Source organism: Polaribacter sp. BM10, assembly GCF_002005425.1.
In the GTDB taxonomy this organism is placed as follows: Bacteria; Bacteroidota; Bacteroidia; order Flavobacteriales; family Flavobacteriaceae; genus Polaribacter; species Polaribacter marinaquae.
The window spans coordinates 3,085,307-3,098,242 of sequence record NZ_CP019704.1 but is presented as its reverse complement, the minus strand read 5'-3'; the positions used below and the strand labels follow the sequence as shown (position 1 = coordinate 3,098,242).

16 protein-coding genes are annotated in these 12,936 nt (G+C 29.0%); 5 read left to right on the top strand and 11 right to left on the bottom strand.

Translation table 11 applies throughout. The annotated features are described in order from the left end of the window. The first annotated feature begins 103 nt into the window (after positions 1 to 103). The gene (locus BXQ17_RS13655) at positions 104 to 1,165 is read left to right on the top strand and encodes a VOC family protein (RefSeq protein ID WP_077811174.1); all 1,062 of its coding nucleotides are present in this window, start codon (positions 104 to 106) and stop codon (positions 1,163 to 1,165) included. Positions 1,166 to 1,168: 3 nt separating this feature from the next. Then, positions 1,169 to 1,630 (top strand): DMP19 family protein, encoded by a 462-nt coding sequence (locus BXQ17_RS13650; RefSeq protein ID WP_077811173.1) that lies wholly within the window; start codon positions 1,169 to 1,171, stop codon positions 1,628 to 1,630. A gap of 3 nt (positions 1,631 to 1,633) precedes the next feature. Here the strand turns inward: BXQ17_RS13650 and BXQ17_RS13645 are convergent, their stop codons facing one another. After that, positions 1,634 to 2,020, bottom strand: coding sequence for a nucleoside triphosphate pyrophosphohydrolase family protein (locus tag BXQ17_RS13645; protein WP_077811172.1), 387 nt, complete (start codon positions 2,018 to 2,020; stop codon positions 1,634 to 1,636). Positions 2,021 to 2,155: 135 nt separating this feature from the next. Here BXQ17_RS13645 and BXQ17_RS13640 point away from each other — a divergent pair, with 135 nt between their 5' ends. Continuing rightward, positions 2,156 to 2,362: a hypothetical protein gene (locus BXQ17_RS13640; protein WP_077811171.1), complete on the top strand. Its 207-nt coding sequence runs from the start codon at positions 2,156 to 2,158 to the stop codon at positions 2,360 to 2,362. Position 2,363: 1 nt separating this feature from the next. Here BXQ17_RS13640 and BXQ17_RS13635 read toward each other — a convergent pair whose 3' ends face one another. From BXQ17_RS13635 to BXQ17_RS13625, 3 genes are read right to left on the bottom strand one after another with little or no spacing between them, the layout of a single operon-like run. Next, positions 2,364 to 3,119, bottom strand: a complete 756-nt coding sequence (locus BXQ17_RS13635) for a hypothetical protein (protein ID WP_077811170.1) — start codon at positions 3,117 to 3,119, stop codon at positions 2,364 to 2,366. Beyond that, on the bottom strand, positions 3,116 to 3,676 hold the full coding sequence (locus BXQ17_RS13630; protein WP_077811169.1) for a DNA-3-methyladenine glycosylase I: 561 nt from the start codon (positions 3,674 to 3,676) through the stop codon (positions 3,116 to 3,118). The genes BXQ17_RS13635 and BXQ17_RS13630 overlap by 4 nt, the downstream gene beginning before the upstream one ends. Beyond that, positions 3,677 to 4,993: a M24 family metallopeptidase gene (locus BXQ17_RS13625; protein ID WP_187661410.1), complete on the bottom strand. Its 1,317-nt coding sequence runs from the start codon at positions 4,991 to 4,993 to the stop codon at positions 3,677 to 3,679. 102 nt (positions 4,994 to 5,095) lie between these two features. On the opposite strand from BXQ17_RS13625, the gene BXQ17_RS13620 reads away from it, so the two are divergent. Continuing rightward, the gene (locus BXQ17_RS13620) at positions 5,096 to 5,530 is read left to right on the top strand and encodes a DUF6146 family protein (RefSeq protein ID WP_077811167.1); all 435 of its coding nucleotides are present in this window, start codon (positions 5,096 to 5,098) and stop codon (positions 5,528 to 5,530) included. Here the strand turns inward: BXQ17_RS13620 and BXQ17_RS13615 are convergent. After that, positions 5,523 to 6,014: a dihydrofolate reductase gene (locus BXQ17_RS13615; RefSeq protein ID WP_077811166.1), complete on the bottom strand. Its 492-nt coding sequence runs from the start codon at positions 6,012 to 6,014 to the stop codon at positions 5,523 to 5,525. The genes BXQ17_RS13620 and BXQ17_RS13615 overlap by 8 nt on opposite strands. A 1-nt stretch (position 6,015) precedes the next feature. Beyond that, positions 6,016 to 6,444 (bottom strand): hypothetical protein, encoded by a 429-nt coding sequence (locus tag BXQ17_RS13610; RefSeq protein WP_077811165.1) that lies wholly within the window; start codon positions 6,442 to 6,444, stop codon positions 6,016 to 6,018. 298 nt (positions 6,445 to 6,742) lie between these two features. Between BXQ17_RS13610 and BXQ17_RS13605 the strand changes: the two genes are divergently transcribed. Then, complete coding sequence (locus BXQ17_RS13605) at positions 6,743 to 7,039, top strand: isoamylase early set domain-containing protein (RefSeq protein WP_077811164.1); 297 nt, start codon at positions 6,743 to 6,745, stop codon at positions 7,037 to 7,039. 39 nt (positions 7,040 to 7,078) lie between these two features. Here BXQ17_RS13605 and BXQ17_RS13600 read toward each other — a convergent pair whose 3' ends face one another. From BXQ17_RS13600 to BXQ17_RS13580, 5 genes are all read right to left on the bottom strand, one after another. Then, positions 7,079 to 7,903 (bottom strand): thymidylate synthase, encoded by an 825-nt coding sequence (locus BXQ17_RS13600; RefSeq protein ID WP_077811163.1) that lies wholly within the window; start codon positions 7,901 to 7,903, stop codon positions 7,079 to 7,081. Between the two features lie 138 nt (positions 7,904 to 8,041). Continuing rightward, complete coding sequence (locus tag BXQ17_RS13595; protein WP_077811162.1) at positions 8,042 to 9,799, bottom strand: NupC/NupG family nucleoside CNT transporter; 1,758 nt, start codon at positions 9,797 to 9,799, stop codon at positions 8,042 to 8,044. Between the two features lie 15 nt (positions 9,800 to 9,814). Next, positions 9,815 to 10,426 carry a bifunctional nuclease family protein gene (locus BXQ17_RS13590; protein WP_077811161.1) on the bottom strand — a complete coding sequence of 204 codons (612 nt, stop codon included), beginning with the start codon at positions 10,424 to 10,426 and terminating at the stop codon, positions 9,815 to 9,817. A 334-nt stretch (positions 10,427 to 10,760) separates the two neighbouring features. Next, positions 10,761 to 11,717: an electron transfer flavoprotein subunit alpha/FixB family protein gene (locus BXQ17_RS13585; protein WP_077811160.1), complete on the bottom strand. Its 957-nt coding sequence runs from the start codon at positions 11,715 to 11,717 to the stop codon at positions 10,761 to 10,763. Positions 11,718 to 11,819: 102 nt separating this feature from the next. Beyond that, the gene (locus tag BXQ17_RS13580; RefSeq protein WP_077811159.1) at positions 11,820 to 12,566 is read right to left on the bottom strand and encodes an electron transfer flavoprotein subunit beta/FixA family protein; all 747 of its coding nucleotides are present in this window, start codon (positions 12,564 to 12,566) and stop codon (positions 11,820 to 11,822) included. Positions 12,567 to 12,936: the final 370 nt, after the last annotated feature.

Genomic DNA, 12,936 nt, shown 5'->3' with positions numbered 1-12,936 from the left:
TAAAAGAGACTTCAGAATAGATTCAGTAATTTAGTAGAGCTTAAAAAAGGTTTGTTCTGAAACATTTAGACTCTGTTTTAAAAAATTGCAACCTAACTATAAAATGAAAGAAAAATTAATTTACGGTATTCAGCAAATTGGTATTGGTGTAAAAAATGCAGACATTGCATTTAAATGGTACGCAACAAAACTTGGTGCAGATGCTTTAATTTTTGATGATAGTAACGAAGCAACATATATGGCAAAATATATGGGCGGTAAACCAAGAAAAAAAAGAGCTTTACTAGGCTTAAACATGCAAGGTGGTGGTGGTTACGAAATTTGGCAATACACAAATAGAAAACCATCTAAACCAGAAAATGAATTTAAAGTAGGCGATTTAGGCATTCAGTTTCCGTTTGTTAAAACAAATAATATTACAGCAACATATAACCGCTTAAAAAGCAGCAACGAAAATATTCTTTCTGAAATTAAAAAAGATCCAAGCGGCGTAAAATGTTTCTTTTTAAAAGATCCCTTTGATAATATTTTAAAAATAAAAGAGCACACTTCTTTCTATCAAAATAAAAAAATTGATGTTGGTGGTATTTCTGGAGCAGCAATCGGAGTTTCTAATATTGATGTTTCACTAAAACTTTATAAAGACGTTTTGGGTTATGATAAAGTTATTTTCGATAAAACTGATAATTTTGATGATCTTGAAGATTTAAAAAATGGTAGTAAAAGCTTTAGACGCATTTTACTTACACATTCTAAAAAGCGAGTTGGTGGCTTTTCCAAGTTTTTTGGAACTAGTGAAATAGAACTTATTCAGTGTTTAGAAAACGAGCCAACAAAAATATTTAAAAATAGATATTGGGGAGATTTAGGCTATATTCATTTATGTTTTGACGTTAAAAATTTAAAGGTATTAAAAGAAGAATGTAAACAAAAAGAAGTTCCTTTTCAGGTGATTAGTCAACCATCTTTTAATATGGGCGATGCAAATGGGCATTGGGGATATATTGAAGATTATGATGGTACGCTTATCGAATTTATCGAAACAAATAAAGTACCGCTAATTAAAAGTTTAGGCATTCATATCAATCTAAAAAATAGAAATCCTAAAAAACCTTTACCCAATTGGATGATTAAAGCTATGGCATTAAAACGTGTGAAATTATAATTTATGACATCAACAGAAATTGCACTTTTATTAAATGATGATTCTGAAAAAATTACAAGAATTGGAGAAATTATTGGTAAAAAAATACCTAAAAAAAATAATTTTGAAAATTTAAACGAATTTGAAAAAACGTTTATTTATATAGATATTTTAGAAGATAATGTTACAAATGGCGGATTTATTCAGTTCTTTTTTAGTTCAGCAGGTCAATTTGCACATGAGATTTTTCACGCGTACTTAGCTATAAATGCAGAAAAAACAATAGATATTCTATCTGAAGCTATTATGTTATTTCCGCAAATTCCAGTTCCAAAAAATCAAACAATAAGACAACGCATTTTAATGCAAAAGGAATCTAATATCGATCTTTGGGATGAATTAGATCATCGATTTTATAAATATGAAGACGATATTGTAAAGTTGACTTTAGCTTATATTAAAAAAAATATATCAAATTTCGATTGAGTTTTATCTATCTAATATTTCTTTAATATTTGGTTTAAAATAATCAGGTCCTTTTAAAACTTTACCATCTTCTCGGTAAATTGGTTTTCCGTCTTCGCCTAACTTACTCATATTACTCCTATGAATTTCGTTAAAAACTTCGGTAATTTTATCTTGCATGCCGTGTTCTATGATTGTGCCACACAAAATATATAGCATATCACCTAGAGCATCTGCAACTTCTACCAAATCATTATTATTGGCAGCCTCTAAATATTCTTCATTTTCTTCTTTCATTAAATTATAACGAAGCAAATTTCTATTTTCTGTAATATTTGCAGTTGGTTCATTTTTTATTCCTGCACCAAATGCTGTATGAAAATCGTGTACAGAATTAATTTTATCTTTCATATATATTTTAATTATTAGAAGTTTATAAATTCGTAATTTTGCAACTTATAATGTTTGTTACATCTTTACAAGGTATCGAAAAATCTTAGATAAGAAAAAATAATAATTATTCAATTTTACAAAAAATTATAACCTATGTTTTTAAGCGCTTATTTTACAACCGGTAGAATTATTTTTATGATTTTCTTTATTCTATCATTTATAGCTTTAATGGTTTATAGCTACAGAAAAGATATTAAAAGTCATGAAAGATATTACAAAAACGCTGGTAAAAAAGTACTAATTTATGGTAGTTTGGTTATCATTATATTTGTAACCATACGATTATTGGCAGGTAGTTAATTTATATCTTTTCTATGTTCTTTAATCTTTTCCAAGCTATTTTATTGCGTTGAGTATAGATAAAGAAACAACCAATATCTAATAAAAAATAGAACAAGCTAATACCACTTGGCGGATTATTACTAGGTAAAAAATCGAAAACACCAAAGGCCGTACTTGGCCATTTCCAGCAACCGAATGCTGTACCTCCTATTTCTAAAATCGCCACTAAAATGTACATCGAAAAAAAGAATAATTTTTCTTTTGGACGAGTCCACAGTAGCAAGAAAACTACAATAGTCATTGCAAAACCAAACACATCATTAAAGAAAACTACATAAACTGTTGCCAATAAAACAATTATTAAAGCAAACAGTTCTTCTACTGCCTCGTGGTATTTTCTTACTATTGGTGCTTTGCTAAACATAAAAATTCTACCATATAATGCTGCATGACCAAATGGTACATATAAAGGTACATTTTCTAATCTATATGTGTACATATTTAAAAGTCTCGAAAAAAGATACTCGCCTCCAAAACCTAAAATTACCGCATAAATCATTAACTCTTGGGTTCTTTTATTCGCTCTAAAATACATTACTACAAAACCAATTAACATTAAAATATTAATGGGTAATTGAGAGTTTGTAACGTTTTCTGCAAAATATAAACTATCAAAAAACAGAAAAAACACAAATATTACAAATATGCCTATTCTTCTACTAAATGTATAAAATATAGCTTTTAAGTCTTTAGCAGGTACTTTTAAAATTTTCATTCTGTTGGATATTTAAAACAGTTTGTTGTGTGATCGTTAACCATACCGACAGCTTGCATATAAGCATAAACTACGGTAGAACCAACAAATTTGAATCCGCGTTTTTTTAAATCTTTAGAAATAATATCAGATAATTTAGTAGTTGCTGGCACGTCTTCTCTTTTATGAAATTTATTTAAAATTGGTTTATGATTTACATATGACCAAATAAACTTAGAAAATGAACCAAACTCTTTCTGTATATCAATAAACAATTGCGCATTTGTAATTGCACTTCTTATTTTTAATTTGTTTCTGATGATACCAGCATCTTGAAGCAAAGATTCATATTTTTTTTCTGAATATTTAGAAATTTTCTGATAATCAAAATTATCAAATGCTTTTCTAAAGTTTTCTCTTTTATTTAAAATTGTTATCCAACTTAAACCTGCCTGAAAAGTTTCTAAAACTAAAAATTCAAAGAGTGTTTCATCATCAAAAACTGGTTTTCCCCATTCGTTATCATGATAATCAATATATAATTGACTATCAGTAACCCAAAAACACCTATTTTTCATCTACTTAATTTTAATTGGTATAATTTCTGTTTGCCTAGAATTTACATATTCAAAAATATTATTTCCAAAAAAACCAGCTTCTTCTAACATAATTCTAATGTTTTTGTTCCATTCTTTTAAAGCTACAGTTGTATTTAATTCTATGGCATATACTGTATTTTTATGTAAAGGATAATCTCCGTTTACTGGCACTCCGTTTTGAGAATCCCACATACCAATTGTTGTACCAGCACTATGCCCATACATACCCAAAGGATGCGTATATATAGAAGGAACCAAACCTTCTTTTCTTCCTTGAATTAAAGATTCTTTTAATATTTGATTTCCTGTTTTACCAACTTTCATGTTAGAAGTTAAAATATCTTGTACTCGATTTCCTTTTTTAAAGGCATCTACTAAAAATGTTGGCACAGAATTCTCGTTATCCTTTAAAACATATGCGTGCTGCTGGCAATCTGTATTTAGACCAATATAAGTAATTCCGAAATCGCAATGTAATAAATCGCCTTTTAAGATAATTTTCTTCTCTTTTCCTTTAGAAAACGACTCTATGTGCGATTTTAAAACTTCGTTATTTCTTTGGATATCTATTGTAGGATGAAACCATGTTTCTAAACCTAAATCGGTTACTTTTTGACGTAGATACCACACCAAATCTTCTGTAGTAGTTTTACCTGGAATGATTGTTTTTGATGAAAAAGTATCTGCAATAATATTGTGTGTAATTTGTACTAGCTCTTTGTACAATTTCATTTCTTTGGCAGTTCTTGTTTCAATCCAACCAATGGCAAGTTTTTCTGCCGAAACCACTTTATTAACATACGATTTTGGTAGATTTTCTAATAACTCATCATAATCTGTTTTAACCAAACCATCTGCCAAAGCAAAATATTTAGAAATATTAACTCCTATTTTATTCGGATTTCTATTCTTTATAATTTCCGATAAAGCTTTCCATTGATCTGGCTCTTTTTCTTTGTCCCAAGCAGATTTTATATTTTTACCAATATCATATCTTGCAACTGCTAATCTTTCTAACGTATTTTTAGCTTTATCTCTATAAAAAACAATAATAGTTCTTCTTCGTGCATTTAACCATGTAGCGGGTAACATGGTTTTTAAAACAGGATCTTCGTTGTATTCTCTAGAAATTAACAGCCACATATCTATGTCTGCAGCATCCATTAATTGTGGCAATAAATTAGTAAATCGATCTTCTAATAAATTATCTTTTAATATTGCTCTTTCTCTTTCTGATAAAATCTGAGCTTGAGAAAATTGAAAAGTAAAGACAAGAAGTAGAATTAAATATTTCATAATTAAAGGTTGGTTAATGGATAAAATTAATGTTAAATCAATTAAAAATCAATCTATTTTAGATTATTTTTTGCAACTTTACTAACATTAAAATCTCTGATTATGAAAATCTTAAAATACATTTCTTTTCTAATTTTATCTTGTATTGTACTTTTTTCTTGTGCATCTACATTAAGCAACTCAAATAATAGCACAAAAGAAGAACCTGTTGTAATTGCTAATGATAGCTTAGAATATGAAATAATTATTATAGATCCGGGTTTTTCATCTTACCTTGCTAGTGTTGCAAAACCAGAAGGGTTTTATGACCAAAATTATCTAGAAGCTAGAAATAAAGTTTGGGTAATTACCTGGAATCAGCGCGCTCAAAATCCAACAAGTTATAATCAAGGAATTTATGAAAACATAATAGATTATAATTCAAACATAGATTATGGCTATGAAGTTAACTACAAACTTTTTAATTATTTTTTATTTGCTCAAAGAAAATATAAAATGAGTTTGGGAGGCGGTTTTAGAACCGGAAGAATTAATTAACTTTTGTATAAGAAACAAAACTGTAATCTAATTTATTTTTTTCATCCGCTGTAAAATCTTCTCTAGAATCTTCTTTCCAAATTTTTGGGTCTATTTCCGGAAAAAATACATCAGCTTCAAAAGATTTATGAACCAATGTAATATCTAGTCGATCTGCTAAATTTTTAGCAATTGTTTCTTTGTAAATTTGTGCACCACCAATTATAAAAATCTTTTCTTCTTCTTTTGCCATTTCAATAGCTTCTTCTAAACTATTAGCAATTAAGCAACCATCTTTAAAGTAATTTTTATTTCTTGTAATAATAATTGTGGTTCTATTTGGCAAAGGCTTACCAATAGATTCAAAAGTATTTCTACCCATTAAAATATAATGACCTGTTGTAACTTTTTTAAATCTTTTTAAATCTGCAGGTAAATGCCAAATTAAATCGTTGTCTTTACCTAAAGCGTAATTTTGTGCAATAGCAGCTATAACTGTAATCATATTAATTGAATAAATTATTAATTTTACTATTTATCTTAAAAGGTAGAATAAATGTTACTGCCACACTTTTGCCATTTAGCTTTGCTGCTTTTTTAACTTTAAACTCTTCTACCACTCGTACGATTTCCTTATGTAAATCTTTATCTTTCTCACTTGTATTTATAACTTTTACATTCTTATTTAGATCAATATGAATTTCAACATAAAATTTATAATCAGTTATTACAAGTCCTAAAATTTTATAATCTACTTTAGATAGAAACTTTTTTTGTAAAAAGGAATTGAACTTTGCTCTATTTTTTGAATACAAAGCCTTTGTTCCTTTAAATAATGGATACTCATCTACTTGAATTAATTTATAACTCTTAGTTTCTTGAGCATTACTGTAACAGGCAACTATTAATGCAATTATTATAAATATCTTTTTCATTATACAAAAATAAGAGAAACTTTACTTAGTTACACTTTTTTATGCCTTTTTACAATTATACAAGAAAAAATTTAAATCGATTTCGTTAATAACTACTGATTTTCAAGTAATAAAAAGATTAAAAACTATTATGTAAATACTAAATTATAAGAATCATTTTATAGATTTTACAATATAATTATATCAGAATTACAAAAGTGATAATTCTTTATTAAAACACTAATTTTAGGCTTGTTATGTTCTAATACTTATATACTTTTACTTAAAAATTTGAGACAATTTTTAAATACAAAAGACTATGGCAATTAAAAAACAATTTTTAAAAAGCAAACCTGTTTGCAAAGTAACTTTCTCTATTTCACCAGAAGAAGCTAGTAATGTAGCTGTAGTAGGAAGTTTTAACGAATGGAATGCTGCTTCTACTCCTTTAAAGAAATTAAAGAACGGTACTTTTAAAACAACTGTAGATTTAGAAGCTAATAATTCTTACGAATTTAGATATGTAATAGACGGCGTTTACACTAATGATGCAGAAGCAGATAGTTTTTCTTGGAACGATTATGCAGGTGCAGAAAACAGTGTATTAACTGTATAAAATAAAAAAGACTCTCAATTAATTGAGAGTCTTTTTTATTTAAATGGCAACTTTTCCTTTTATATGAGGATGCGGATTGTAGTCTAACAATTCGAAGTCTTCGAATGTAAAATCTTCAATATTTTTTATATTCGAATTCATCTTCATTTTTGGTAAAGGCCTTATATCTCTAGACAATTGCAATTCTAATTGTTCTTTATGATTATTATAAATATGAGCATCACCAAATGTGTGAATAAATTCTCCTGCCTTATAACCACAAACTTGTGCGACCATCATTGTAAATAAAGCATAAGAAGCAATATTAAAAGGTACACCTAAAAATATATCTGCACTTCTTTGGTATAATTGACATGATAATTTTCCGTCTGCTACGTAAAACTGAAAAAAAGCATGACAAGGAGGTAAAGCTGCTTTTCCGTTTGCTACATTTTCAGAAAACGAAACTGACGTATCTGGCATTACTGAAGGGTTCCAAGCAGAAACCATCATTCTTCTAGAATTTGGGTTTTCTTTTAAAGTTGCAATTACATCTTTTAATTGATCAATTTCATCACTATTCCAATTACGCCATTGATGCCCATAAACAGGACCTAAATCTCCGTTTTCATCTGCCCACTCATTCCAGATTCTTACACCATTTTCTTGCAAATATTTAATATTTGTATCTCCTTTTATAAACCATAAAAGTTCATGAATTATAGATTTTAAGTGTAATTTCTTTGTGGTAACCATCGGAAAACCTTCACTTAAATCAAATCTCATTTGATAACCAAAAACACTTTTTGTTCCTGTACCAGTTCTATCTCCTTTTTCGTTTCCGTTTTCTAAAACGTGCTTTACTAAATCGTGATATTGTTTCATTTTATGATGTAAAGTGTTAATTAGATTTATTTTTCTAAAATAAATAAGTGTAAAAATAAAAAAAGCTTCAAATGATTTTATGAAGCTTTTTAAATAATATTTTAAAGTTATTAACTATTTAATAAATAGTTTTTTGTCTTAGCCAATAATCATACCTGCAATAGTTGCAGACATTAAAGAGGCTATTGTACCACCAATTAATGCTTTCATTCCGAATTCTGACAATACTTTTCTTTGTCCAGGAGCCAAAGAACCAATACCACCAATTTGAATACCAATTGAAGCAAAATTTGCAAAACCACATAACATGTAGGTCGCCATAATTATCGATTTATTATATGCTAAATGTGTTGCATTTGCAACATTTTTTAATTCAGCTAACTGTATGTAACCAACAAATTCACTTGCTGCTAGTTTAATACCTAATAATTGCCCCATAAGTGTCATATCTTCTGTTGGCACACCTATTAACCACATTAAAGGTGCAAAAACATATCCTAAAATAAACTCTAAAGACAACTGATCATATGCTGTATTACTTGCTATAATTTCATTTAAAGAAGTTAAATCTCCTATTAAACCTAAACCACCGTTTATCATTGCAATTACAGCTACAAAAACCAATAACATTGCACCAACATTTACTGCCAATCGCAAACCTTCTGTTGTTCCGTTTGCAATTGCATCTAAAATATTAGAACCTATTTTTTCTTGCGAAACCGTAACATCTGTATTTACTTCTTCTGTTTGCGGATATAGAATTTTAGAAATTACAATTGCACCAGGTGCTGCCATAACAGACGCTGCTAATAAATGCTTTGCAAAAACCAATTCTAATTCCTTGTCTCCGCCACCCAAAAAGCCAATGTAAGCAGCCAATACTGCTCCGGCAACTGTTGCCATTCCACCAATCATTACTAAAAGCATTTCAGATTTATTCATCTTTTCTAAATATGCTTTAATTAGTAATGGTGCTTCTGTTTGTCCTAAGAAAATATTACCTGCAACAGATAAACTTTCCATACCAGAAATACCTAAAAACTTAGACAATACAATTGCTAAGATTTTAACCATCCATTGTATAATTCCTAAATAAAATAAAAGGGAAGTTAATGCAGAGAAAAATATAATTGTAGGTAAAACTTGAAAAGCAAAAATGTATCCAAACGTGTCCATATCTGCAATTAAACCATCAAATAAAAACTTACTTCCGGCTTTTGTATATTCTAAGATTTCAATAAAAAGCTTACCAACCAATTCAAATGCTTTCTGAATAAAAGAAACTTTTAAAACGCCAATTGCAATAATTAACTGTAACGCTAAACCAATTCCTACTTTTTTCCAATCGATAGCTTTCTTTTTAGAACTAAATAAAAAAGCGATTACAATTAAAGAAAACATACCTAATGCACCACGCCAAAAACTAGTAAAAGTAAAGCTACCGCTTTCTATAATACCTTCATTTTCTATAACTGATTTTGTTTCTTCTACTTCTTCTACCTTTTTAATTGGTGTTACGTTATCTGTTTCTGCCAATACTATTTTAGTATATTCTGGCGATGCTAATGTATATGTTACGTCTCCTTCAGATAAAACCAGGCTTGCATTATCAAAAGATACAATATTAAAATATCTTAATTCTTCTTTTGGTGTTGTAGCATTAAAGATTATAAGATTATTTTGTCTTAAGTAAGTTCCTGTAGAAGCTGGTTTATCTGCGTATGCAGGAAGTTGAAATTTACCCTCGGATAAAGAAAAAACTTTAGTTTCTTCTGATTGAAGTAAAGATGTTCCGTCTGATTTTTTTACAGAATTAAAGGTCCAATTTTGTTCTAAATCTTGCCCAAAAATTGAAATTGAAATAAAACAAAAGGCAATTAAAAATATATTTTTCATAAGGTAAGTTTCGTGTTAAGACCGTTTACTAATTTCGTCTCTAATTTTTGCTGCCAATTCATAATTTTCATTAGCAACCGCTTTGTCTAACTCTTGATTTAGCTCTGTTATAGATTTTTCTGCATAAGAATCTGATTTATCAACTTCTAAAATTGTATCAATTTCTGATGTAATTTCATCTTCAGCATCATCTGTTAAACCTAATTCTTCTTCAATTTTTAAATAAACACCTGCTTTGTCTAAAATGTTTTCGTAGGTATAAATTGGTGCTTGAAAACGTACTGCAATTGCAATTGCATCTGATGTTCTTGCATCTATAACTTCTTGTTCTCCGTTTTTTTCGCAAATTAAACTAGAAAAGAAAACACCGTCAACTAATTTATGAATAATTACCTCTTTTATTTCTATTTGAAATCTATCTGAAAAGGTTTTAAACAAATCGTGTGTTAATGGTCTTGGTGGTCTTATTTCTTTTTCTAAAGCTATGGCTATAGATTGTGCTTCAAAGGCTCCAATAATTATTGGTAAAGTTCTACTTCCTTCCATTTCACTTAAAACTAATGCATATGCACCAGTTTGTGTTTGGCTGTAAGAAATTCCTTTTATGGTTAGTTTTATTAAACTCATATATCTTTCTGCGGGAAAATAAAATTAGCTTTTTTTAAAATTATTTTAGGCTAATTTTTAAGGGCACAATTTACTAAAAAATTAGATAGTGAAAACAGTTATTTTTTATACTTTACTTTTTTAGTTATAATAAAGCCTGCGTGAAGGATAGAGCTATTGTTTGAGCTCTTTTGTTTTGTGAAATAAATTGAAACAAAATAAAAAGCGAGTAGCGAAAGCCTGACGAAATTATGATTTTAGAAATTGTTTAACTTAAAAAACCTATCAAAACAATAAATTCTGATAGGTTTTTGAAATGCTATAACTTCATAATTTGGGCACGCCCAAACCATTTTTAAGCGGCTTTAAACGCTTTTAATTTTTCTATTAATTTAGGTACAACTTCAAAAGCATCTCCTACAACTCCGTAATCTGCTGCCTTAAAAAATGGTGCTTCTGGATCTGTGTTGATAACTACTTTTACTTTAGATGCATTAATACCTGCCAAATGCTGTATTGCACCAGAAATACCAATTGCAATGTATAAATTAGAAGCAACTGGTTTACCTGTTTGCCCAACATGCTCACCGTGAGGTCTCCAACCTAAATCTGAAACTGGTTTAGAACAAGCTGTTGCAGCGCCTAAAACTTCTGCTAACTCTTCTACCATTCCCCAATTTTCGGGTCCTTTTAAACCTCTACCTGCAGAAACTACAGTATCTGCATCTGCAATTGTTACTTTACCGGTTACTCTTTCTATATTTTCTGATGTTACGCCTGATGCAGCAACTTCTGCATCAAAAACCTCTACAGTCCCTTCTACTGCATTCTCATGTATACCAAAAGAATTTTTTGCTAAACCAATAACTTTTTTGTCTGTAGAAATTAAAGTATTAGAAAATGCTTTGTTAGAAAATGCTTTTCTTTTTACTGTAAAAGGGCTTGTACTAGATGGTGCAGCAACTACATTAGATGCATAACCTGCTTCTAAAGAAACGGCTACTAAAGGTGCTAAATACAAACCATCTATACTAGAATCTACAACTACAACAGATGCACTTTCTTTTGCTGCTGCTTGTTGCAATACCGCAGCATATTGTTTTGCATTAAATGTTGTTAAACTATCGTTAGAAACCGCTAAAACTTTTTCTGCACCATATTTATGTAATTCTGAAGAATCAGCAGCGTTTATTGTTAAAACAACAACATTTTCACCTAACTGTTCTGCAACTTTTTTTCCGTAAGAAACTACTTCAAAAGCAGTTTTCTTAAATTTTCCGTCTGTTGAATCGGCAAATACTAAAACTGACATATTTTTTATTTTTATATTTTCTAAAGCATTAAAACGCTTATAGAAAATGAATTTTTAATTATTTTTTTGATAAAATTTAGAATGTGAAACTTTTACCGAAACTTAAATAACTTTAGCTTCGTTGTGTAATAAGTTAATCAACTCATCTAAATTATCTGCATCTACTAATTTAACAGCTCCTTTTGGTGCTGGTTTTTCGTAAGTTTGAATATTTGTTGATGCATTTGCGCCAGTAGCTTCTACTACTTGCAATGGTTTTTTACGTGCCATCATAATTCCTCTCATGTTAGGAATACGCAAGTCTTTTTCTTCTACAATACCTTTTTGTCCACCAACTACTAATGGTAAAGTTGTTGCTAAAGATTCTGTACCACCATCAATTTCTCTTTTTGCATTTACGCTTGTACCGTCTACTTCCATCTCTACACAACCGTTAACAAAATTAAAATCTATTAATGATGCTAACATTCCTGGTACCATTTGACCATTATAATCTGCAGATTCTTTACCTGCTAAAACTAAATCGAATCCTCCGTTTTTTACAACTTCTGCTAATTCTTTAGCTACTAAAAACCCATCTGTTGGTTCTGCATTTATTCTAATAGCATCATCTGCACCAATTGCCAAAGCTTTTCTTAGCGTTGGTTCTGTTTCTGCACCACCAACATTAACAACCGTTACTGTAGCACCTTGCTTTTCTTTAAACCACATTGCTCTTGTTAAACAAAATTCGTCATAAGGATTAATTACAAACTGCACACCGTTTTTATCAAACTCAGCATCATTATTTGTAAAATTAATTTTTGAAGTGGTATCAGGTACGTGACTAATACAAACTAATATTTTCATAAATTATAATTTTATATTCTTTTCTTGTTGACGAAATTACGGCTTTTTTTTAAATTTACTATGCATGCATAGTATTTTTTTTTTATTTATTTATCAATTTACGATAAATAAAGGTCTAAATTTTTAAACTTTTCTAAAAAATACAGCAGAATAAATAGAGTATCATAGATAATTTTTAATTGATGAATAATTTATTAAAAATCATAATCTATGCCTGTGTTGATTAAATTCAAAACTAAAAAACTACTGATTACATACTTTTTAATACTAACAAAATCAATAAACATGTTCAAAATATAAAATTCTTCTATTTTTGATATAAAAGTACATTTTATTTACTCATAAATTCCTTACTTTTGCTTATCAAAAA